Origin of the sequence: Vibrio casei (genome assembly GCF_002218025.2) — a bacterium.
Classification (GTDB): domain Bacteria; phylum Pseudomonadota; class Gammaproteobacteria; order Enterobacterales; family Vibrionaceae; genus Vibrio; species Vibrio casei.
The window spans coordinates 145,849-170,795 of sequence record NZ_AP018680.1 but is presented as its reverse complement, the minus strand read 5'-3'; the positions used below and the strand labels follow the sequence as shown (position 1 = coordinate 170,795).

General features: G+C 40.2%; 19 protein-coding genes. 7 read left to right on the top strand and 12 right to left on the bottom strand.

Annotated elements, in window-relative coordinates:
* Positions 1-135 precede the first annotated feature (135 nt).
* Entirely contained in the window at positions 136-2,133 is a 1,998-nt protein-coding gene (locus tag VCASEI_RS00785) for an AsmA family protein (RefSeq protein WP_089111202.1), read from the top strand.
* Between the two features lie 90 nt (positions 2,134-2,223).
* Here VCASEI_RS00785 and VCASEI_RS00780 read toward each other — a convergent pair whose 3' ends face one another.
* The 4 genes from VCASEI_RS00780 to typA all read right to left on the bottom strand — a co-directional run bounded on the left by VCASEI_RS00780 (position 2,224) and on the right by typA (position 6,694).
* Positions 2,224-3,147 carry a bifunctional GNAT family N-acetyltransferase/hotdog fold thioesterase gene (locus tag VCASEI_RS00780; RefSeq protein WP_086962313.1) on the bottom strand — a complete coding sequence of 308 codons (924 nt, stop codon included), beginning with the start codon at positions 3,145-3,147 and terminating at the stop codon, positions 2,224-2,226.
* Between the two features lie 50 nt (positions 3,148-3,197).
* Positions 3,198-3,635 (bottom strand): D-aminoacyl-tRNA deacylase, encoded by a 438-nt coding sequence (gene dtd / locus VCASEI_RS00775; protein WP_086962315.1) that lies wholly within the window; start codon positions 3,633-3,635, stop codon positions 3,198-3,200.
* Positions 3,632-4,504 carry a virulence factor BrkB family protein gene (locus VCASEI_RS00770; RefSeq protein ID WP_086962317.1) on the bottom strand — a complete coding sequence of 291 codons (873 nt, stop codon included), beginning with the start codon at positions 4,502-4,504 and terminating at the stop codon, positions 3,632-3,634. The genes dtd and VCASEI_RS00770 overlap by 4 nt, the downstream gene beginning before the upstream one ends.
* 360 nt (positions 4,505-4,864) lie before the next feature.
* Positions 4,865-6,694, bottom strand: a complete 1,830-nt coding sequence (gene typA, locus VCASEI_RS00765) for a translational GTPase TypA (protein ID WP_086962319.1) — start codon at positions 6,692-6,694, stop codon at positions 4,865-4,867.
* Between the two features lie 551 nt (positions 6,695-7,245).
* On the opposite strand from typA, the gene glnA reads away from it, so the two are divergent.
* From glnA to VCASEI_RS19835, 5 genes are all read left to right on the top strand, one after another.
* Positions 7,246-8,655 (top strand): glutamate--ammonia ligase, encoded by a 1,410-nt coding sequence (gene glnA, locus VCASEI_RS00760; protein ID WP_086962321.1) that lies wholly within the window; start codon positions 7,246-7,248, stop codon positions 8,653-8,655.
* 252 nt (positions 8,656-8,907) lie between these two features.
* Positions 8,908-9,546 carry a DUF4124 domain-containing protein gene (locus VCASEI_RS00755; protein ID WP_089111201.1) on the top strand — a complete coding sequence of 213 codons (639 nt, stop codon included), beginning with the start codon at positions 8,908-8,910 and terminating at the stop codon, positions 9,544-9,546.
* 165 nt (positions 9,547-9,711) lie between these two features.
* On the top strand, positions 9,712-10,797 hold the full coding sequence (gene glnL, locus VCASEI_RS00750; RefSeq protein ID WP_089111213.1) for a nitrogen regulation protein NR(II): 1,086 nt from the start codon (positions 9,712-9,714) through the stop codon (positions 10,795-10,797).
* A gap of 48 nt (positions 10,798-10,845) precedes the next feature.
* Entirely contained in the window at positions 10,846-12,258 is a 1,413-nt protein-coding gene (gene glnG, locus VCASEI_RS00745; protein WP_086962325.1) for a nitrogen regulation protein NR(I), read from the top strand.
* A gap of 145 nt (positions 12,259-12,403) precedes the next feature.
* The gene (locus tag VCASEI_RS19835) at positions 12,404-12,538 is read left to right on the top strand and encodes an EAL domain-containing protein (RefSeq protein WP_086962467.1); all 135 of its coding nucleotides are present in this window, start codon (positions 12,404-12,406) and stop codon (positions 12,536-12,538) included.
* Between the two features lie 33 nt (positions 12,539-12,571).
* On the opposite strand, the gene hemN is transcribed toward VCASEI_RS19835, so the two are convergent.
* From hemN to VCASEI_RS00720, 4 genes are all read right to left on the bottom strand, one after another.
* Positions 12,572-13,945, bottom strand: a complete 1,374-nt coding sequence (gene hemN, locus VCASEI_RS00735) for an oxygen-independent coproporphyrinogen III oxidase (RefSeq protein WP_086962326.1) — start codon at positions 13,943-13,945, stop codon at positions 12,572-12,574.
* A gap of 119 nt (positions 13,946-14,064) precedes the next feature.
* Positions 14,065-14,553, bottom strand: coding sequence for a DUF2489 domain-containing protein (locus tag VCASEI_RS00730; protein WP_086962328.1), 489 nt, complete (start codon positions 14,551-14,553; stop codon positions 14,065-14,067).
* Between the two features lie 51 nt (positions 14,554-14,604).
* Entirely contained in the window at positions 14,605-15,180 is a 576-nt protein-coding gene (gene yihI / locus VCASEI_RS00725) for a Der GTPase-activating protein YihI (RefSeq protein ID WP_086962329.1), read from the bottom strand.
* A gap of 504 nt (positions 15,181-15,684) precedes the next feature.
* Complete coding sequence (locus VCASEI_RS00720) at positions 15,685-16,302, bottom strand: c-type cytochrome (RefSeq protein ID WP_086962331.1); 618 nt, start codon at positions 16,300-16,302, stop codon at positions 15,685-15,687.
* Between the two features lie 157 nt (positions 16,303-16,459).
* On the opposite strand from VCASEI_RS00720, the gene yihA reads away from it, so the two are divergent.
* Positions 16,460-17,188, top strand: coding sequence for a ribosome biogenesis GTP-binding protein YihA/YsxC (yihA, locus tag VCASEI_RS00715; protein ID WP_226983319.1), 729 nt, complete (start codon positions 16,460-16,462; stop codon positions 17,186-17,188).
* 846 nt (positions 17,189-18,034) lie between these two features.
* On the opposite strand, the gene polA is transcribed toward yihA, so the two are convergent.
* From polA to recQ, 4 genes are all read right to left on the bottom strand, one after another.
* The gene (gene polA, locus VCASEI_RS00710; RefSeq protein WP_089111200.1) at positions 18,035-20,854 is read right to left on the bottom strand and encodes a DNA polymerase I; all 2,820 of its coding nucleotides are present in this window, start codon (positions 20,852-20,854) and stop codon (positions 18,035-18,037) included.
* 844 nt (positions 20,855-21,698) lie between these two features.
* Positions 21,699-22,436, bottom strand: coding sequence for a 7-cyano-7-deazaguanine/7-aminomethyl-7-deazaguanine transporter (locus VCASEI_RS00705; RefSeq protein WP_089111199.1), 738 nt, complete (start codon positions 22,434-22,436; stop codon positions 21,699-21,701).
* A 190-nt stretch (positions 22,437-22,626) separates the two neighbouring features.
* Positions 22,627-22,932, bottom strand: coding sequence for a DUF3630 family protein (locus VCASEI_RS00700; protein ID WP_086962469.1), 306 nt, complete (start codon positions 22,930-22,932; stop codon positions 22,627-22,629).
* A 2-nt stretch (positions 22,933-22,934) separates the two neighbouring features.
* Positions 22,935-24,776, bottom strand: a complete 1,842-nt coding sequence (recQ, locus tag VCASEI_RS00695) for an ATP-dependent DNA helicase RecQ (RefSeq protein WP_086962336.1) — start codon at positions 24,774-24,776, stop codon at positions 22,935-22,937.
* Positions 24,777-24,947: the final 171 nt, after the last annotated feature.

Here is a 24,947-nt window from a genome sequence, read left to right as displayed (position 1 = left end):
CATCCATCAGTTAATAAAAAGAAAGCTTCAACCTTGGTGCTATTTTCTATAAATTACCCTCTATCGAAACTAATATTAAAATGTGGGTATAATCTAAATATCGCACCACATTGAATATGTACAACAGGATGTTACATGAGAAAGTTGCTTGCCATCATTGTCGGCTTGGTTTCATTATTAATGGTTGCTCTCGCCGCATCTTATGCCGCCCTTCATACTAAATATGCCCCACAGGTGGTGAATGCCGCACTTAAGTATGGCTTTAATCAACCCGTTAAAATTCGTTCAATTAATTATTCCTATCAACAACCTAAGCATATCCAGTTAGCAAGTGTATTAATCCAACGAAAAAATAAAGCCCCTATTTTGCTCGATCAAATGGATATTTGGTTAGGAGAATCTCTATGGCAAGACAACCGCCTTCAAGTAGATAACATACTAATTGACGGGCTAAAAATGAAAAATGGCTGGCCTAAACTCTTCACCTCAAACTATATTCAGTTAAACAAATTATCCATTGCTAACATCGACCTATCCACACAAGGCTGGGTTGGCCGTGATGTGAATATTCAAATAAAATCGCCCCGTGTTAGCCCATCAGCTATGTTACCTTTTTATGGGCAAATTCAACTTTCTGCTGAACAACTTTACTGGCAAGGAGAGGCGTTGAATAATGTATTTATTGATGGTGATATTACCGAAGATAACGCCACTTTTTATGACATTCACTTCAAATGGCGACAAGGTTCTTTCTCTGCTCAAGCCACCAAACCACGCAATCAAAAAGAATGGGTATTACCACGTGTTACAGTCTCAGGCTTGCGTTTACAGCAAGCGGATTTGGATAATATCAACCGCACCACGATCGATTTGATTAATTCTATACCTATGAATATTGAGCAATTAGATATCTCAAATTCAAGCTTTGAAACATCGGTGTTAACGGCAAATAACGTAATGGTGAATGCCACCAATTTAAATCTTCCTCTGAAACCTTGGCAACAACAAAATGCGACCGTTTTTGCAACCGCAGACAATATGAGCTTATTAGGCCAAGCCATTCATGCACCAGCTTTCGACATTAACTTTCAGCCAAACTTTATGAATATTCAGGATGCTTCTCTTGAAATGCTACAAGGTAATATGCATTTACAAGGGGAAGCGACTCCTACCAGCTTGCGTTTAAATCAACTTAACTTAAATAGTCTAAAATGGTTTCCAACTGACCAATCGAAACAAATTCTACAGGGTTATTTTGAACAACTTCAAGATATTCAAGCCAAAATGGTAACGATTAATAATGTTCAATTTATCGATCTCACCACGCCACCAAAGCAAGCATCAGGGTTAAGTATTGATGGCGATAATCTCCACATTAAACAAAATGGGAAATGGGGATTATGGAACGGCCAATTGAGTATTAGTGCTAGCAGTGCAAGCTATGACAGCGTCAACAGTCGCAATATATTAATGAATATGCATAGCAAAGAAGGCCACTTTTGGTTGGATAAATTATTTGCCCCACTGGATGATGGCTTAGTGAAAGGTACTGCAGACATCGCCTTTAACCAAACTAGCCAACCTTGGAAACTAGACTTAGAAGCATCCGGGATTCCGTTGCGCTTTTTTACTAGTTGGTTCAAGTTCCCTTTTCATTTAGATGGGATCACAGACTTTACCGTAAAAGGTGAAGGCTTGTATGGCGATCAACTCATTTTCAATCATAGTGTCACAGGCTCACTCAATGCGAGCGTCACACGGGCATTTAGCCATGATGATTTTCAAACGTTGTGGCTGCATCATCAAGGAATCAACATTCCTCCTTTAGTGCATCCTGATACCGTAAACGCTCAAAGCACCGAAAAGGTAGCATTAGAAAAAACCAATAAACCGAAAGCCGCACACCCCGTTACAATCAGTGATATTCACTTAACTGCCGATCGCGGGCGCTTATCATTAAAACCATTTGATATTGAAGCTAACGATTTCTCGGCGCATTTCGGTGGGGAGTATGATTTCTTATACCCAGATAAAGGTAATTTACAGTATCGTTTAGAAGGAAAATGCCAAGCCTTAACCTTTAATTTGCTTGGTAAACAAGATTCAGTACTTGTTGAAGATAACTGCAAATAGCCCCAAAAGACTACTTGCAATAATTCATTGAATCGCTGTGACTATTTAGCTGAAATAAACTTAAATGACCATTCGCTTAGTAACGTTAAATCATTTAATGAGCGGAGCTTCACCAAGAAAATCAGTCATCAGCATATAAGTGCCCGTAAACTCAACTGCCGCCACATCACCACTGTACACCGTCACTTTAACGATAATACGGGCGCGACGGCCACTGACTAATCGATCGAGATCACCGCTAATACCATCCAATGATGTCACTGCCGTTGGGCTTTGAGTGACGGGCGCTCTAAAACGTATTTGGCTATCTGCTAGAATAATATCGGCTTCAAGGCCTTTTTCCCTCATTAACAACCAAGCCATTCCCCAACCAGTTAATGTTGTCAGTGTAAACAACGACCCAGCAAACATGGTTTCATGTGGGTTGATATTTGGGTTCAATGGCGCCGAGCATTCAAACTGGTAACCCGTATATTGGCTAATACGAATCCCCATCGATGCACAAATTGGAATCTCTTGCCGCCAACGCTTTTGCAGCTCATCACACCAATCAGGGCGACGAGAAACTTTCGCAATCGCGTTAAGTTTCTTTACCATTTGTTGATGACGAATCGGGCCTCTCTCATCGCTGAGTTCACCTTGGTTTTCAAAACCATTACTCTTATAAAAATGAATCGCATCTTCGCGTGAGTTGCACACTAAACGCTTTGCGCCTTCTTGAAGCGCATAAGACTCTAAAGCCACCAAGATCAAAGAACCAAGGCCTTTGCTTCGATGTTGAGGGTGAACGGCCATATAGCGTACCTGACCTTCGCTATTAGGCGTTAAATACATGCGCCCCACCGCCATAATCCGCCCCCGTCCATCAACAATCATTCGATGGGCACTCATTTCATCATATTCATCACGCTCTGATCCAGCGGGTTGATGAAAGGGTTCACGCAACATTTGCCAACGAAAATGATAATACTTTTGCAAGTCAGATTCAGTCTTGGGCGTCACTAACTTAAACATGTAAATCCCTTACTATTCAATTTATTGATAATCCATTATTTGAGAGGTTGTTACACTTGAAGCCAAAATGTCACGGGGCCATCATTCACTAAGGAGACTTTCATATCTGCCGCAAAACGACCATTTTCAGTGGTGATACCCGTCTCGCGGCAACGGCTTGAAAAATAGTCATACCAAAGCTCCGCATCTTTAGGGTCTGCACCTTTAGAAAAACTCGGGCGAGTGCCTTTTTTTGTATCGGCAGGTAAAGTGAATTGAGACACCACCAACACACTACCACCAGCTTGTTGAACATTTAAGTTCATTTTACCGGCATCATCTTCAAAGATTCGATAACCTAGCACCCGCTCGACTAAGCGTTTAGCTTTCACTTCATCGTCCTCTTTTTCGACCCCAAGAAGCACTAACAAGCCTTTTTGTATTTCACCAACCGTTTCACCATCAACTTTAACACTGGCTTCACTTACTCTTTGGATAAGGGCGATCACAAATCATTCCTTTTTTTAAATTTTTCTTTGAATTGTACGATCGGATGGTAAGGTTCTTCATTATACCATTCATCTCTTTCCCCTAAACTTGCTGTCACTTCAGCGCCAATTAACACAATAAACCAGCACAAATAAATCCATACAAATAAGATAGGGATTGCGGCCAAGGCACCATAGATTAACTCATAAGAAGGAAACGCGGTGATGTACATCGCAAACGCTTTTTTTGATAATTCAAACAAGAGACCCGATACGATAGCCCCCGTGAGAGCATGGCGTATTTTTACTTTAATATTAGGCACTAATATATAAAGCCCAACAAACGCTAAAATCGACAACATGATAGGTAAAACACGATAAATACCACTGACAACTTCCTGGCTAATCATTCGCTCCGAAGTAATGTAAGAACTTAATGCTAAGCTAGAACCAATGAAAATAGGACCAAGCGTTAATACCATCCAATACATCGAAAAAGAATACACCAAGCGACGCTTGCGTTGTACACGCCAAATGAAGTTTAAATTTTTATCAATGGTTGAAATCAATAACATTGCGGTAATAAAAACAAAGGCACCACCAACTGCACTCATTCCGGATGTATTCGAAATGAAAGTATTCAGAGCTTCTTTAACGGCATCTCCCGCGGCAGGAACAAAGTTTTCAAAAGCAAAATCTTGTATTTGGTGACTGATCCCTTCAAAAACAGGAAATTTGGATAATGCAGTCACGACAACCGTCAATAAAGGTACTAAAGACAATAAAGTAATATAGGCCATATAACCTGCATTAACCGCTAATCGATCATGTATAACTCTATCTTTAAGATGAGAAAAGTAATGTAAAATAATACTGATTTTTTTTTCCATGACCTTTCCTCTATCCATGTTATTTATCACTAAAGCCACTCACTGACTATGTACTTTACCATAACTTAAAATGCTCATACTCTTAATAATTTTTCAGCCATAGTAGCACCAGAGCAGACACCACGACCAATATTGCAACGTAGGTCAAATACACTAACTTAAGATGGGTAGCTAGAATAGCAAATTGTCGACAAGCCTGAATTATCAGAACCACACTCGATAATCGATATAAACCATCTAATATTTCCATTTTCCAATGAAATAATGACTATTGCACTAATTAATAAGCACAAAAAAGCCGATGTCATTAACATCGGCTTTCAATAGAGTTTTTTCTAAAATGTATTTAGAAACACTGCTTTATTTAGGAGCACGACCCGCACGTTTACGCTCATTTTCACTCAAATGACGCTTACGGATACGGATGCTTTCTGGTGTTACTTCTACTAACTCATCATCATCGATGAATTCTAGTGCTTGCTCTAGCGTAAACTTGATTGCTGGAGAAAGCGTTTGAGCTTCATCAGTACCAGATGCACGAACGTTCGTTAACTGCTTACCACGAAGACAGTTGATGGTTAAATCGTTATTACGGTTATGGATACCGATAACTTGACCTTCATACACTTCATCACCGTGCTCAGCAAATAAACGGCCACGATCTTGAAGGTTGAATAAAGAATACGTTACCGCTTTACCCATACCATTCGAGATAAGTACACCGTTTGCACGTTGACCAATCACGCCGCCTTTATAAGGGCCGTAGTGATCGAATGAGTGGTAGATTAAACCTGAACCAGAAGTCATGGTTAAGAATTCTGTTTGGAAGCCAATAAGACCACGAGAAGGCATCATGAAATCCATACGAACACGGCCTTTACCATCCGGTGCCATATCGGTTAATTCACCCTTACGGATACCGATACTTTCCATGATTGCGCCTTGATGCTCTTCAACTACATCAATGGTTACGGTTTCAAACGGTTCTGTTTTTTGTCCGTCTTCTTCTTTAATAATTACTTCAGGGCGTGATACTGCAAGCTCGTAACCTTCACGACGCATGTTTTCAATCAGAATAGAAAGGTGAAGTTCACCACGACCAGAAACGCGGAAACGGTCTGGGCTATCGGTTTCTTCAACACGCAGTGCAACGTTATGAACTAATTCTTTTTCAAGACGCTCAAGGATATTACGAGACGTCACGAACTTACCTTCTTTACCAGCAAACGGAGAGTTGTTTACTTGGAAAGTCATGGTGACTGTTGGCTCATCAACAGAAAGTGGTTTCATCGCCTCAACTGTATTTACATCACAGATAGTGTCTGAAATTTTCAGTTCACCTAAACCTGTAATTGCGATGATATCACCAGCAAACGCTTGGTCAACTTCAGTACGATTAAGGCCCATATAGCCAAGCACTGTACCGACTTTACCGTTACGTTTCTTACCGTCAGCGCCAACAATAGTCACTTGTTGATTTGGTTTAACGCTACCACGAGTAACGCGGCATACACCGATAACACCAACATAAGAGTTATAATCTAGTTGGGATACTTGCATTTGCAGTGCGCCATCAACATCAACACTTGGGCATTCAACGTTATCAACAATAGCTTGGAATAGTGCTTCCATGTTTTCGCAAACTTCGCCTTCATCCATCGATGCCCAGCCATTCAATGCTGATGCATAAACGACTTTAAAGTCGAGTTGTTCATCGGTTGCGCCTAAGTTATCAAACAAATCAAAAATTTGATCCATAACCCAATCAGGACGAGCGCCAGGACGGTCAACTTTGTTGATAACAACGATTGGTTTTAAACCGTGTGAGAATGCTTTTTGAGTTACGAAACGAGTTTGAGGCATTGGGCCATCAACCGCATCAACGATAAGAAGCACAGAATCGACCATAGACATGATACGCTCCACTTCACCACCGAAATCGGCGTGTCCTGGAGTGTCTACGATATTGATACGGTAATCATTCCAGTTGATTGCCGTGTTTTTAGCTAGAATGGTAATACCGCGCTCTTTTTCGATGTCATTTGAATCCATGACGCGCTCTTCAGCTTCACCACGAGATTCAAGTGTACCCGATTGCTGTAAAAGCTTATCAACCAAGGTGGTTTTACCGTGGTCAACGTGCGCGATAATCGCGATATTTCTTAACTTATCAATCTGTGGAGTAGTCATGGAATTTGATTCACTTATAAAAGACACCCAATAGTGGGCGAACTTGATTAAAAAAACGGTCGTAAATGTACCAGATTCTAGAAAAAATCCTAGAAATATGTGATCAAAGTGGCGATTATTTACTCTTTTTTTTCGATTTACCCCTTTGATCAAGCATTCTGTTCCAAATACATGCTCAATCTAACCATAAATCTCAACATTTACGTCATTCATTTTGGTTTACAAAAACCCGATCTCATCTTCATAAACTCCATTGACAAACGATCAAATTCTCGGCTGAATAGAACGGTTATTTAACCGATTGCATCAACATCGCGCACCAAGCACCAATTTGGCGCATTGACGCACCAATAAAGTGCATAAGCGTGTACTTCACTGGTCATTGTAGCATTAGTTATTTGAATTTAAAGGATTTTATTTTTTGGCACGATTTTAGCTTAATATAAAATATCATTGATCATTTATTGTAAAAGAATCAAGATCGCCTAGAGCTCATATTTGAATGGCTTGAATCGTTCAGACCGTATTAATAACACCGGAGGTTATCCAAAATGTCAGTTGAAAACGTACTTTCTCTAATCGCTGAAAATGAAGTTAAGTTTGTTGATTTACGCTTTACCGACACTATAGGTAAAGAACAGCATATTTCTATTCCTGCACACCAAGTAGATGCTGACTTCTTTGAAGACGGTAAAATGTTCGACGGCTCTTCTGTCGCTGGTTGGAAAGGCATTAATGAATCTGACATGGTGATGATGCCAGATCCATCAAGTGCAGTATTAGACCCATTTACAGAAGACGCAACGCTCAATATTCGTTGTGACATTCTTGAACCTGCAACGATGCAAGGTTACGATCGCGATCCACGCTCTATCGCAAAACGTGCCGAAGACTTTATGCGCTCAGCGGGCTTTGCTGACACCGTGCTTGTAGGTCCAGAACCAGAATTCTTCCTATTTGATGATGTTAAATTTGGCAACGAAATGTCAGGTTCATTCTTCAAAATTGATGACGTAGAAGCTGCTTGGAATACAGGTACTGAATACGAAGGCGGTAACAAAGGCCACCGTCCTGGCGTTAAAGGTGGTTACTTCCCAGTCGCACCCGTTGATTCATCTCAAGATATTCGTTCTGCAATGTGTTTAATCATGGAAGAAATGGGTCTTGTGGTTGAAGCTCACCACCACGAAGTGGCAACAGCCGGTCAAAACGAAATCGCCACTCGTTTTAATACCTTGACTGAAAAAGCAGATGAGATTCAAATCTATAAGTATGTTGTTCATAACGTTGCTCATGCATACGGTAAAACAGCGACTTTCATGCCGAAGCCATTAGTTGGTGATAATGGGTCTGGCATGCACGTTCACATGTCTCTTAATAAAGATGGTGTTAACCTATTTGCTGGCGATAAGTACGGCGGCCTATCTGAAATGGCACTTTACTACATCGGTGGTATCATTAAGCATGCGCGCGCAATTAACGCCTTTGCTAATCCATCGACTAACTCATACAAACGTCTTGTACCTGGATATGAAGCGCCAGTTATGCTTGCATACTCTGCTCGTAACCGTTCGGCATCCATTCGTATTCCAGTCGTACCAAGCCCTAAAGCTCGTCGTATTGAAGCGCGCTTCCCAGATCCAGCGGCTAACCCATATTTATCGTTTGCTGCGCTATTGATGGCTGGTCTTGACGGTATTAAGAACAAGATTCACCCTGGTGATGCTATGGATAAAGACTTGTACGACCTACCGGCTGAAGAAGCAGCAGAGATCCCGAAAGTGGCTGAGTCTCTAGAAATCGCGTTGAAAGCACTAGATGAAGACCGTGCATTCTTAACCTCTGGTAGTGTATTCTCTGATGATTTCATTGATTCTTACATCAAACTGAAATCTAAAGATGTTGAGCGCGTTAATATGGCCGTTCACCCACTTGAATTTGAACTGTATTACTCTGTTTAATTTTCGTTGATTGATGCCTTCAGATTTATGTCTGTAATGGTGTAATAAATAAGAAAATTTTAGGCTCGCCTCTCAGGTGGGCCTTTTTTTTATTGTGGTTAAAACGCCATCAATTAATCTATATCAACGGCATTATTCCAATAATCATCAAAGTGGAAATGCGCCCGTCAACCACACGGCAACTTTAAGTATGAAGGCCATGAATACCATAAAATACAATAAGCCCAGCTAAAGTCATTAACGGAGATCATCATGAAATATTTATATCAGCTCCTTTTATTTACCTCCTTTATGTCGAGCTCTCCATTACTGGCAACTGAAGTTTATAAATGGACAGATAAGCAAGGTGTCTTACATTTCAGTGATACTCCGCCTCCCAAGCAAGTGAAAAATGAAGAGAAACTGAAACTGCCCGACATTAAAGCCCCTGCGCCAGCGCCTCAATATAGCGCTAAATCAGATGTGAATAAGCCACTATCTGATGTGGATAAACTAAAGGAGCAGCATAATACGCCAAATAAGGCTTCACAGATGGCAGACAGTTCAACCCCAGCAGTCCTACCGAACGCTGAACCTCAAATAGCAAAGCCAACCGTACCGAAAAAAATCACCGTCACGATTAACAATTTAGTAGAAGATCAAACCATACGCAGCAACCGAGGCTTGATGACCATACAGGCCGTAATAAACCGCCACTTAGACATTGGTGAGCAATTACAATTACTCCTCGATACGCAACCTTATGGGGCCCCACAAACCAAACCATTGTGGGAACTAAAAAATATCAACCGAGGAACACACACTTTTTCAATCAACATTGTCGAAAACGGCAAGGTTATTGCATCATCTCATCCAATCACGGTGCACTTACATAGAACAACCGTAAAGTAGTGGCATGATGTCGAAAAATTCAAAACCTAAGACAAGGCCTAGGCCCATCGAGCTTTGTTAAATCGCTTTACAGTGTTTGTTTTTTTATTTGTACTCATTTTTATCATGCCCCATACTGACACTTATTAATGCACCATTTAGGTGCAAGAAATGGGATTGAGCTTGATGACACTGTCTTCTGACGAAAGTAATGCACTATCAACGGCTATCTTAAGCAATTTAGTCACGGCGACTTTATTGCTCGATGACAAGCTGACCATTTATTACGCTAACCCTTCCGCTGAACAATTATTTTCTCAAAGTGCCAAAAGATTACAGCGCCAGCCACTATCTGGGTTAATTCAACACGCTTCCATGGATTTAGCGCTATTCACGCAACCACTGCAAAGTGGTCAAAGCATTACTGACAGCGACGTCACCTTTGTGATCAATGGTAAACCAATATTGCTCGAGGTCACGGCAAGCGCCTTATCCTTAACAGCCAATAATACGAATCAATTAATGTTATTGGTTGAAATCCGGAAAATTGACTCACAACGTCGTCTGAGCCAAGAGCTGAACCAACATGCTCAACAACAAGCGGCAAAATTACTCGTTCGTGGATTAGCACATGAAATTAAAAACCCACTAGGAGGGCTACGCGGGGCCGCACAATTGCTAGGAAGAATGCTGCCTGATCCTAACTTAAACGAATACACTCAAATTATCATCGAACAAGCCGATAGACTTAGAGCATTAGTAGATCGCTTACTCGGACCGCAAAAACCGGGAAAGAAAATCCCAGTCAATCTGCATGAAGTATTAGAAAAAGCTCGCCAGTTGGTCGAACTCGAATTTGGCCACCAAGTGGTTATCGAGCGTGATTATGATCCAAGCATGCCTCACATTGTGATGGATGCGGATCAAGTTGAGCAAGCCTTTCTCAATATCACCAGTAATGCGGCGCAAATACTTTCGAGCCAACCCAATGGCACCATCACTATCCGTACTCGAACCGTTTATCAAGCAAACATTCATGGCCACCGACATAAACTGGTTGCCAGAATAGAAATTAGTGATAACGGCCCAGGGATTTCAAGCGAATTACAAGACACCTTGTTTTATCCCATGGTCAGTGGGCGTGAAGGAGGAACTGGGCTAGGGCTCTCTATTTCACAAAATATTATCGATCAACACAACGGAAAAATAGACGTTGAAAGTTGGCCTGGTCACACCGTTTTCACCATTTATCTACCAATTCAAACTGCGTGATTAAATCATGTTGAATCACGCTATCGAACTGCACAAGGAATATAGGATATGAGTAAAGGATTTGTATGGGTCGTGGATGATGACAGCTCAATCCGATGGGTATTAGAGAAAACACTATCTTCTGCCAATATACATTGCGAAACCTTCGCCGATGCAGAAAGTGTTTTATTATCACTAGAAAGAGAAACCCCTGATGTTTTAATCTCTGATATTCGCATGTCAGGCATGGACGGATTAACCTTGTTAAAACAAATCCAAGGTAGTCATCCCGATCTGCCCGTGATCATCATGACAGCCCATTCTGATCTCGATGCTGCCGTCAATGCTTATCAAACTGGCGCATTTGAATATTTACCAAAACCTTTTGATATTGATGAAACCTTAACATTGGTTGAACGAGCAATAACTCATAGCCACGACCAAAGGAAAACCACACCAACAGAAGACGTGATTCAATCGGTAACACCTGAAATTTTAGGGGAAGCCCCTGCCATGCAGGAAGTATTTCGCGCGATTGGCCGCTTGTCTCGCTCTTCGATTTCCGTATTAATTAATGGAGAATCAGGCACAGGTAAAGAACTCGTGGCTCATGCACTACACCGCCATAGCCCTCGTTCAAAGAAACCTTTTATCGCGCTCAATATGGCAGCTATCCCTAAAGATTTAATTGAATCAGAGTTATTTGGTCATGAAAAAGGTGCATTTACAGGGGCGAATGCCGTTAGACAAGGGCGGTTTGAGCAAGCTAATGGCGGAACCCTTTTCTTAGATGAAATAGGCGATATGCCACTTGATATTCAAACACGATTACTTCGAGTTCTCGCCGATGGACAATTTTATCGTGTCGGCGGCCACTCACCTGTGAGCGTCGATGTGCGTATTATCGCCGCAACGCATCAAAATTTAGAAAAGTTAGTGAACCAAGGAGATTTTCGAGAAGATTTATTTCACCGACTGAACGTTATACGAGTGCACATCCCTGCATTACGCGAGCGTCGCCAAGATATCGAGAAACTGGCAAGCCATTTTCTCGCTCGTGCAGCAGACGAATTAGAAGTAGATGTGAAAACATTACACGTTACCACCATAGAAAAATTAACCACACTTCCATGGCCCGGTAATGTACGGCAACTTGAAAACATTTGTCGATGGTTAACCGTTATGGCAAGTGGAAGCGAAGTTCTGCCCAATGATCTCCCTTCAGAATTAGTTAATGAAAAACGCCATTCAAGTAGCGAACAGGGAACCGGTTCTTGGCAACAACTGCTCGCCTCATGGGCTCAACAAGCTTTAGTTCGCGGGGAGTCTGAGTTACTGAATATTGCCCAACCAGAATTTGAACGCATATTATTGCAAACCGCACTCAATCACACCAATGGGCACAAACAAGATGCTGCAAAATTGTTAGGATGGGGGAGAAACACACTCACAAGAAAACTCAAAGAACTCGATATTCCGTAGACTCTCATCCAAAAAATCAATCACGCTAAGCAGCCAGACGGAGATGATATATCACCATATCCGTCTGGCCTCACCATCTATTCATAAGAAGAATGCACAATCGTCCATTGCCACCGCTATTTTAAATATAACTAAATAATTAGATATTACGATTATTTCTGAATGGGTTGAGACTCAATATCAAGCAGATATATTAAAGAAGTTAGGCTGTCAGCAAGCGCAAGGTTTCCTATACAGCCATCCTTGTCCATTAGATGAATGGGCTAATTTTGTTAGCTAATTAATTTAAGCAGTAGGTGCTTACAGAACAGGTCTAAATCACCCGAGAAAATTGCTGTTGCCTCGCTCGACTGCGTAAATACTTATCAAAACACATACAAATGTTACGAATCAATAAACGACCTCGTAATGTTACCGTAATGTGAGATTCATTCACCTCGACCAATTCATCATCAACGAACGTTTGTAACAAACCAAGATCTTCTTGAAAATATTGTTCAAAATTTAAAGAAAAGTGCTTTTCAACCCACACTTTATCTAATGTAAAATTACAGATTAGTTGTTTGATCACTTCACGGCGAATAAGATCATCTTGATCCAATACAACACCTCGCCACAATGCTTGACGCTGCTCATCCACTTGAGCGTAATATTTTTTCAATTCTTTTTGATTCTGTGCGTAACTATTACCGACCATAGAAATCGCTGAAACACCAAAACCAATTAAGTCACAATCGCCCTGTGTGGTATAACCTTGAAAATTACGATGCAATACACCCGCTCTTTGCGCAACCGCCAACTCATCATCCGGTAAGGCAAAATGATCCATACCAATGAACTGGTAACCTGCCACCGTTAATGTGTTAATGGTATATTGTAAAATTTCCATTTTTTGCTCAGCCGAAGGCATGTGTTCTTCTTTCAATTTTGCTTGAGCCGCAAATAGTTGTGGCATATGCGCATAATTAAATATCGATAAACGCCCCGGTTTCATCGCTAAGACTTTTTCAAGCGTATTTGAGAAGGTCACCAATGTTTGCTTGGGTAAACCATAAATTAAATCTAGATTGGTCGAGCGAAACCCTAGATCTTTTGCCCGAGACACCATCTGAACAATAAAGTCTTCCTCTTGCTCACGGTTAACCAGTTTTTGTACTTCTTTATCAAAGTCTTGCACACCAATACTCAAACGGTTAAAACCTTCTAAGCGTAAGTGATCCAACATATCCAATTCAATTTCACGTGGGTCAACTTCAATACTAATTTCTGCGTCCGACGTAAAATGAAACTCGGATCTTAGCGCCGTCATAATACGAGTCATCTGAATTTTGCTCAAAAAGGTCGGCGTTCCACCACCAAAATGAAGCTGGCTCACTTGTCGTTGATTAATCAAGGGGGCTCGTTCACGGATTTCTTGGATAAGAACTTGTAAATAATCATCCGCTTTATGTTGATGGCGTGTAATCACTTTATTACAACCGCAGTAATAACAAAGCTTATGACAAAAGGGAATATGGATATAAAGGGACAATGGGCGTTCAGGGTAATCGGCACATGCCATGTCAAGATCAGAAATCGTAAAAGCTTCGTGGAATTCAACAGCCGTTGGATAAGAGGTATAACGCGGGCCAGAGTAATTGTATTTCTCTAGCATAGCTTGATCCCAAACAATTTGTTCTTTCAACATGTTATTTACCACTTAGATTCTAGACAATGAAGCTCACTTACACAGTGAGCATATAATGAATACCGATTATCGACGAACATTACCATACCAATAAAGATGTAAATGCCGCTCAACTTGTTCTACATCATTTTAATGGGAATTTGATTATTCAAGGGAGTGATTCTTTCTTTTAAATCCGCTAGTTCTTTTAAGATTTCATTGCTTAAACGTGCTTCGGCTTTTTGGCGTTCTAAGGTTTGCTTCATACGAACTTGTTTTGCCAATTTCTGACGTTCTTCACCACGAGCCATATCTTTAACGATATTATACAGCTCATAAATAGCTGGAAAATTAACAGAAAAATCGATTCGATCTTCCCCTTGAACATAATCCATGATGCAATACACACGAATGACAATTTCTGATAAGTCACACTGCTGTTGCATTCCTGCCATGCACAAGGTGTAAACATTTTCAAAAATATTAACGTTACGCTTCTCAATGGCTTTTTGCTGTTGAATTTGAATCAATCGTTTTTGTTTTTTCACCTTAACCAGTAAAAAACCAGCATAGCTGGCTAAAGCAACAATAACGATCGCTCCTGCAATAGATAGCAATACAATTGACATGACATTCCTTTTATAAGCCCCCTTACGGATACCAATAAAGGGGCATAGGTATTATTTAAAATCGTTAAGATCTAAGTCTTCAAATTGAGATAACAAATCATCATCTGAAGCTGGTTTTTTCGATTTTTTAGAACGCATTTCTTGTTTGAACTCATCTTCAGAATTTGGTTCCAATTCAGCGTCTTCTTCATCATAGATGCCAAGTTGTTTCATTAAAATCTCTAATCGATCCAACTTTTGATCTACATAATTTTGTAAACCAGCGCCTAATTTTTCACCATTATCCAAACGATCAATCAACACGTTCAACTGTGGATCATTCTGAATAAGTTCTAACTCTTGTTGCGCGTTAACTTTACGCTGCTGCTTGCTCGGTTTGGCTTTCGCTTCAACAACAAGCGGAATAAGTTTTTTGCTGCCATGGCGAGGATCTTTCATTTGGCCTCTGTTGCCAGAATTGCCTTCATTTGAACCATCTGAATGACGACTTCCTGACTTTAAGCCTTTACGCTTATTCACACGCTTACGTAAACGACCTTCTACATCTGATGCAGAACGATTACGGGTAACAATCACTTCTTCAGAACCTGTTGAGCCTGGCTTTCTAGATTTTTTATTACGAGACATTATTTATTTTCCTATCTACAGACACCGATATTAACGGTGTCTTTTCAGCAACATTATTACTGACAATTTTGAGATCAAGCTGATCTTGTGACCAAACTAACCATCAAATTCTACATATTCAACCATTGCAACAACACTAAATTAGACACTAGAAAATAGGCAATGGATTGATAAGAATAGCACCGTTATTTTGGCATTAGCATCTGTATATTGGAGTATAGTAAAAGGTATAAATAGACGACTTGACGATCTTATTATCCAATCATGAGAGATAATTAGTATGTTCATCCTCAAAACAAACTAAAGCGTAAAACTTTAGAGTGGAATGAACCCATTAGCTACCCCAAAATATTAGGATGCGCAACATACCAGAAATAGGGTTTATAGTGGAGTTTTATTAAGCAATTTTCCGAAACAAATTAAAAAATCCCCTTATCGTTTAAACCAATAAGGGGATTTTCGTGCAACGGTGGTGACAATACAAATTAAAGTGCGTTAATACGATTAATGCAGGCCACCAATATATTGAGATAAAATATCAATTTCATCATCGGTTAGATTCTTAGTGACATCTTGCATCATCTCATTCATATCGTTAGAACGTTCGCTGGAACGGAATTTGATAAGTTGAGCTTTAACATACTCCGCATGTTGACCTGAAATTCTAGGAAAACCGCCAAGCTCCATGCCTTCACCACGAGGGCCATGACAAGCACTACACGCAGTCAATCCTTTACTTGCATCACCAGCAAAGTACAACGCTTTCCCTTTTTCTACCACATTTTCAGGTGTTGAACCTTCTGATTGTGGTAACGAAGCATAGTAAGCTGCAAGATCAGCAATATCTTGATCGCTTAACGGCATCGCCATTGCGCTCATCACTGGATCATAACGGCCTTGCTTACCACCACTCGTCATGCCCAGTTTTAAATCATGAAGTTGTTTTTCAAGATATTTCACATGCTGGCCAGCAATTTTTGGATATTGAGTAACCAAGCTATTACCATCTGCGCCATGGCAAGCGCCACAAGTAACTGATTTTTCTTTTCCTGCGTCAATATTACCTTGTGCCCACACCGAACAACTGGCAACTAAACTAAAAATAAGGATTAATTTTTTCATGACATTCCATTTATAATTATTCAGCTTCCATTACCACGATACGCAAACGTTCATGGTACACTACATTGAGTCTTGCCAGTGACAAGTAAACTAATTGTACACAATTATACATAAAAGCAATCATTCCTCTACAAAAGTGGAGATGGAGTTAACAAATATGGAAAAAATCCATTATCAAAATACTCACTTTATTACGAGTGCCCCAGATATTCGCCACCTACCTGAAGATGAGGGTATTGAAGTTGCTTTTGCTGGTCGCTCTAATGCGGGAAAATCCAGCGCATTAAATCGCCTGACGAACCAAAAAAATCTCGCGAAGACCAGTAAAACGCCAGGTCGAACTCAGCTGATTAACTTATTTAAAGTGACAGAAAATTGTCACATTGTCGATCTTCCTGGCTATGGTTTTGCCCAAGTTCCGGTCGAATTGAAAAAGAAGTGGCAAAAATCTCTGGGTGAATATTTACAAAAACGCGAATGTCTAAAAGGCCTAGTGGTGCTGATGGATATTAGACACCCAATGAAAGATCTCGATCAACAATTGATCTACTGGGCGGTAGAAGTCAATATCCCAGTTCAAGTACTTTTAACCAAAGCGGATAAGCTAAAACAAGGCCCACGTAAGGCACAGTTACTCAAAATTCGTGAAGCTTCCATGGCTTTTTGCGGCGATGTACAAGTCGATGTATTCTCTTCCTTAAAAGGAATTGGCGTTGATCAATTACGCAATAAACTGGATTCATGGTTTGCCCCTGCATTACAACTAACAGATGAAACCCTAGAGCAACTTCGTCGTGAAGAATTAGCAGAAGAATTTGCAAATGAAGATGTGATTATCGCAAATCCTGAATTGGAACATAATATATCGAACGATAAAGAGAATTAATTTGATAGCATTATTCTAAATACTGAGCATTCAAACTTTCTAAACATCCTAAAAACCTGAACGGCCCCCAAGCCTTGGACAACCAACAACGGGGGTTTTTATATTTTAAGAAATCAAAGCAAAGAAATCCCCAAAAGCATGGCGACCAATGGGGTAAATAGGAGAGAAATGGAGGTTTTCTATTTTTATGATTTAAGCATCGTCTAGTTCAGAAAAAAACTCAAGCTCCCCCTATTTCCGCTTCATCACTCGACCTTATCTAGACCGGTATTTATTCCCCAAAAAGCCATATTTCATTCTGATTACAACTAAAATTTGATCTTATTCCCAATCTTATTTTCAAACGTAAATTAATAAGATTTTCAATTGAAATTGAACATCAAAAAATGATCGTTTTACTACATACTAAAAAAAGAGTCATTGAAGATAAAATAAAATTTTAAGTAAGCGTTACCGAGGAATAAAAAGTCTATGTATTTTTATTGTCACGATAGTTCTACGTTATCCATTCAAAATTAAACTCTTTAATTATCAATTACTTAACATTAAAGCTTTTTCTTTTCTGCAATAAAAAACGCCCCAGTCAAAAACTGACTGGGGCGGCTGAAACAGCCTAATCCAATAACGTGAAACAAAAGGTCTTAAAGATAGAACATCTTACCTATGTACCCTACGCCTATTAATTTACCGTAAATGTTGCTCAGTTCAAAGTTTTTTTGTGCTTTTTTTTCATAAACTTCGTTTTAATAACAATTTATCAAAATAAATCATGAGCTTATTTCGCATAAAAAAAAGCCACCTCGTGAGGTGGCTCATGTAATCTAATGTAATAAAAGTAACATAATTCTAATGGGCTTGATCCCAGTTATCTCCATGACCAAATTCAGCGACTAAAGGCACATTTAATTCCGCCGCCGACTCCATCAGTTTTTGTATTTTTATTTCAATCCGCTCTAATTCGCTTTCTTTCACTTCAAACACCAGTTCATCATGTACTTGCATCAGTAATTTCACATCACCATTGCCTTCTGCTTGAATCCATTGATCAACTATCAGCATCGCCTTTTTAATAATATCAGCAGCAGTCCCTTGCATTGGCGCATTAATAGCCGCTCGTTCAGCCCCTTTACGGCGCATTCCATTGCTCGATTTAATTTCAGGTAAGTGTAAACGACGACCGAACAAGGTTTCAACATAACCTTGATCTGTCGCTTGTGAGCGTGTGTCTTCCATGTATTGCATCACACCGGGATAGCGCTCAAAATACACATCCATATATTGCTGAGCTTCACCACGAGGGATTCCAAGTTGTTTAGCAAGCCCAAAGGCACTCATTCCGTAAATCAAACCAAAGTTGATCGCTTTCGCTCGACGGCGTTGTTCGCTAGAAACATCTTCTATGCTACACCCCATCACTTCTGCCGCGGTAGCAGAGTGAATATCTTTACCTTGAGCAAAAGCTTCTAATAATGCTTTATCACCTGATAGGTGCGCCATAATGCGCAGTTCAATTTGTGAATAGTCGACCGCTAAAATTTTCCAACCATGTGGTGCAATAAAAGCTTGGCGTATACGACGTCCTTCTTCATTACGAATGGGAATATTCTGTAAATTTGGATCGGTTGATGACAAGCGCCCAGTCGCGGTAACCGCTTGATGATACGAAGTATGAACTCGCCCTGTTTGTGGATTGATCATTTTCGGCAGTTTGTCGGTGTACGTTGTTTTCAACTTAGATAAGCCACGATGTTCTAAAATAAGCTTAGGCAGCGAGTAATCTAGTGCAAGTTCTTGCAGCACCTCTTCATTGGTCGACGGCGCGCCCGATGGGGTTTTCTTCACAACTGGCAAGCCCATTTTTTCAAACAAAATCGCTTGCAGTTGTTTTGGTGAACTTAAATTAAATTCTTGTTCTGCCACATCAAACGCTTTTTTTTGTAGCTCTTCTAAACGAATGGCAATTTCATGTGATTGAGTATTTAACAGCATGTCATCAATCATGACACCGGTACGTTCAATACGAGAAATCACAGGCACAAGGGGAACTTCAATCTCTTTATAAATAGAAAGCAGCCCTTCATCTTGTTCTAATGCAGCTTGTAGGCGATGATGAAGACGCAAAGTAACATCGGCGTCTTCAGCAGCATAAGGAGCGGCTTCTTCTAAATCTAATTGATTAAACGTTAACTGTTTTTTTCCTTTGCCCGCTAAAGATTCAAACGAAATACAATTATGTTGTAAGAAGCGGAACGCTAAGCTATCCATATCATGCTTACCACCCACGCTGTTAAATACGTAAGAGGCCAGCATAGTGTCAAACTCAATGCCCCGCATTTCAATATTGTATCGCGCTAAAACACTGGCATCGTATTTTAAATTCTGTCCCACTTTCGCTTGATTTGGATCTTCTAAGATAGGTTTAAGCTGTGCCAATACCCAATCACGATCAAGCTGCTCTGGCGCATCTAAATAATCATGAGCAACGGGGACATAAGCGGCAACGCCTTCTTCGGTGGCAAATGATAACCCAACTAAATTCGCGACCATGTAATCTAAGCTGTCGGTTTCAGTATCAAAGGCAAACACTTTCGTTTGTTGCAATTTTTCCATCCAAGCAAGAAAAGTCTCTTGATCAAAGATCGTTTCATATTGACTACGATCAATGTTCGCTGGACTCATATTTACTTCAAGTGCATCGGCAGTAGTCGCTGACTTCTTATTGGCATTTCCTTTTTCCGCTTTAACTTGCGCTAAACCATCGACTGCGGCGATTTTTCCATCTCCACCTTCCAATAATTCATTCAACCAAGATTTAAACGTGAGTTCACCGAATAATTTAATCAATGAATCTTTATCGGGTTCCGCTTTACAAAGATCCGTTGGCTTACAATCCAATTCTACATCCAATTTTATGGTCGCTAATTGATAAGACATATCGGCATTATCTTTATTGTCTAATAATTTCTTTGCCATGGTTTTTGAACCACGAAAAGACAACTCAACAATTTTATCCAAATTTTGATAAATGGTTTCTAAGTTTCCTAAGCCTTGTAGTAATGCAACTGCCGTTTTATCCCCCACCCCAGGAACACCAGGAATGTTATCCACTTTATCGCCCATTAAGGCTAGATAATCGATAATAAGCTCTGGCGGTAAACCAAACTTTTCAATCACTCCTTCTCTATCCATCACAACGTTCGTCATTGTGTTGATCAAGGTGACATTATCATCCACTAATTGAGCCATATCTTTATCACCAGTGCTGATTAATACTGGCATACCATCTTTAGACGCTTGAGAAGATAAAGTCCCTATCACATCATCAGCTTCCACACCCGGAACACAGATTAATGGTAACCCCATCGCACGAATAATATTATGCAAAGGCTCTATTTGATCGCGTAACTCTTGCGGCATCGAAGGACGATTGGCTTTATATTCTGAATACATGTCATCACGGAATGTTTTGCCTTTTGCATCAAAAATGACCGCAATACGTTCAGAAGAAAACTGTTTCATCATACTGCGCAACATATTCACCACACCATAAACGGCATTGGTTTGAATATTGCCATTATTCATGCTTTCAGGATAAGCGTGAAATGCGCGGTATAAATAAGATGAGCCATCAATGAGGATCAATGAATTGTCAGCGATTGTTGCCATAGTGTCTGATATCCAAGCTGAGAGAAAACAAAGGTAATAAGAGTAGAATGCCACGTCTAAGGATTCGAATCTATGTCTATACTCTTGTTACTCTAATTGCAAAACATCGCTTTTAACAAATATTTGTCTGCTCGCTTAAGATTGCAACGAATAGCGCCCCTTTCCTAACCATCCAGTTGCCCTTTTGTACATTTAATGCACCTAAAAGATTAAATATCGTTTGAATACAACAAAAAACTCTGTGGATAACTATGTTGTTAACTTTTTTTAAAAAATCAAAAAATTGTCAAGATCTTATCGTAAAAATGATTTAATAAATTAAAAAACAATAGGTTAAATAAAATCAGATCGTGAAGGGACCGAAAGTAATGTATGGATCCTTTGTGGAAAACAATTGATCACAGGAAAACATCAGCAAAAATTATGCCGATACAATAAAAAAGAAAATGAAAGAATTTAGAAAAAGTAGGGAATAAAACGATAAAAAAAGAAAGCGACACCGAATGGATGTCGCTTAGCAAAAAGTGGTTAGATGTAAAACTTGATGCACCTACCACGAAAGCTTAAATACACTGGAAGCAATGTGAGCAATGTCGTGTCTTAAAGAAGCAAAGAATCATACACCGTAATGCTGTGTTTCTCTTTTCCCTGTCGACGAGGTTAATAATAATCATTCTCATTAATAATGCAACCCTAAATGAGAAAAAATATCATTTAATTTTTAATTAAAAAACAAAAAACAAGTAACCAATTGATTAAAAAATAAAAACCCAAGATTAAAATCTTGGGTTTTTAAAGCTATAAAATGATTACTTACATTTCGTTATAAAATTGATCGTGTTATCTATCCATTACCCCTTACTTCAAGGCTTAATGTTGTAGAATTAACGCTTGTTAGCTTTTTCATTAAATAATTAAGCAACACGCCGTACACAGGAACAAATAAGCCCAAACTAATCAGCAACTTAACACTGTAATCTACTAAAGCGATTTCGGTCCAATGTTGTGCCATAAATGCATCAGTACTCATATAAAATGCTATTGAGAAGAAGGCTAAAGTATCTAATGCATTACCAAACAAAGTTGAGCAGGTAGGTGCAATCCACCATTGCTTCATTTGACGTAAACGATTAAACACATGAATGTCCATAATTTGGCCGAGTAAATACGCCATAAAACTCGCAATCGCAATCCGGGCAACAAACAGATTAAACACGGCTAATTGCGCCACACCTTGAAAACTGCCTTGGAAAAATAAAACTGACAAAACATATGAAATAGCTAAGGCTGGCAACATCACCCAAAAGATGATCCGTCTTGCCATACCAGCGCCAAAAATACGTACAGTTAAATCCGTGGCCAAGAAAATAAATGGGAAGGTAAAAGCCCCCCAAGTGGTATGTAACCCAAATAAGGTAAACGGAATTTGTACTAAATAGTTACTTGAGGCTATCACCATCAAATGAAACAGCACCAACCAGAAGAGGGCTTTATTTTTTTGTGGTTGAGAGAACTGTACTTTTTGATCAAGTGAAGCTTGTGGCGCTGCTACTTGAGCAACCCCGGAATTGGAACGTGTCATATTGTGACCTTTTTTTAGTGTATGGGGGCGAGGGAACCCATAATTCAGTTTGGCTAATGTAAGTTGTAATTTGATCTTACAACCTGACTTTAAAGTCAATCGAGCGCGATTATACCGAAATCATCACTTGCTGCAAGTGTTCAATTTTCATGCAAACGCTTCGTTCTCGAGCGCACATTTATAAGAGAAATTAACTAATGCCGATCGCAAACAACTTAGTCAAATATTGTAATTCTTCATGACCTTGTTGCGGTGATAAAGCTTCAATCCACATGGTTTCAGAGTAATGCTCCGCGCGTAAAAATAGCTGGCAGCCTTCAAAATCAATTAACCAAGAATGTAAATCCGCATCACTTTGTTTATCAACAATCGAAGCCGATAATATTGATACCAATCTTTGCCCTAAAGGCGGATAAGAATCAAAATCAAAGCTGGGATTCACTAAAATAATACGCCCGGCTTCAGCGTCAAATTCTCGTAAGCTAAACATCGCCATACTCATCTTTCACCTAAAGTAAGGTGCTCCTGAATCACATCTAAAAAGGCATCGGCGTATTTTTCAAGCTTGCGCTGACCAACGCCGTTCACTGCTAACATTTCGCCATAAGAGGTTGGCAGAATATCCGCCATATCCACCAGCGTCGCATCACTAAACACCACATACGGCGGTAAGCCATCTTCATCTGCAATCGATTTACGTAATTTACGCAACTTAGCGAACAGTTTTTTATCGTAATTTTTAGTGACTAATTTGTCATTTTTCGCCGAGCGAAGAGCAGTATCTAAACGAGGTACCGCTAATTGCAACTCCATATCGCCACGTAATAATGGACGAGCTTCTTCGGTAAGCTGCAAAGTCGAATTGCGGGTAATATTTTGCGACAACAAACCTTTATGGATCAGCTGCCGCATAATACTAACCCAATAATCATGACTGTGTTCTTTGCCAATACCATAAGTGGTTATTTTATCGTGCCCATTATCGCGCACACGAATATTTTGCATTCCGCGCAGAACTTCCACCACATAACCAACCCCGAAATTTTGATTGACTCGATAGACACACGACAATGCTTTTCTGGCAGCTTCTGTACCATCAAAATGCTTAGGTGGATCAAGGCAAATATCGCAGTTACCACAAGGTTTATGACTGTATTCACCAAAGTAATTTAACAGAACTTGGCGACGACAAGTCTGCGCTTCAGCAAAAGCACCCATAGCATGAAGTTTATGACTTTCGACTTGCTTTTGCGGCCCTTCATCTTTTTCATCTAGCATGCGGCGCAGCCAGCTCATATCAGCAGGATCGTATAACATCACAGCTTCAGCTGGTAGACCATCGCGTCCTGCTCGGCCAGTTTCTTGATAGTACGATTCAATATTACGTGGAATATCGAAGTGCAACACAAAGCGTACATTGGGCTTGTTGATCCCCATGCCAAAGGCGACCGTGGCAACCACAATTTGGATATCATCTTTCTGAAACGCCTCTTGAACATACGCGCGCTCATCGTTGTCCATTCCAGCATGGTAACCTGCTGCTCGAATATGGTTATTGCACAGCTTTTCAGTCACCATTTCGACTTTTTTACGGCTACCACAATAAATAATGCCGCACTGACCTTTTTGGGTGGCGAGATAACGGATCACTTGCGAAACAGGCTTGTGCTTTTCAAGTAAGGTATAGCGAATATTGGGGCGATCAAAGCTACCCAAATATTCTAAAGGGTTGTTCAATTCCAAGCGTGAAATGATATCTTTACGAGTTGCTTCATCCGCCGTTGCGGTTAACGCCATTACAGGGACATGTGGAAAGCGCTGTTTAAGTTGCCCGAGCAAAGCATACTCACGGCGGAAATCATGTCCCCATTGAGAAATACAATGCGCTTCATCCACCGCAATCATACTCAGCGGTAAATTCTCCAAACGTTCACTAAAATCACGGCTCAAGATGCGTTCTGGTGAGATATACACCATTTTTAGCTGACCGTTGTTCATGCGGTTATATACACGGATCAAATCTTCACGATCCATGGAGGAGTTAATGCATTCAGCCGCTACGCCATTGGCTTTAAGCTGATCGACTTGATCTTTCATCAAGGAAATAAGCGGCGAAATAACAATAGTTAAACCCGAAAATAGCAATGCTGGTACTTGGTAGCATAGCGATTTACCGCCACCAGTTGGCATAATAACTAAACTATCTTGCCCCAGAAGAACACTGTCGATGACCGGCTTCTGACCATCACGAAATGCTTGATAGCCAAAGACATCTTGCAGAACTTGCTCTGGAGTCATTTCTGATTGTGGGATCATTTCGGCCGTTTCAGTGCTGGGCATGCTATCTCAATACAAAAGGTGATCGGAACAGTCAAAGAAAAAACACGAACTTAAAAAGCTATGCATTGACTGGAAAGCCGCCCATTGTAGTGGGCTTTTAATACGATTGAAACCAACAATCGTTGTTGCTTTTACCGAACCGCAATTTGAGTATTCCTGTAATTCATTAGG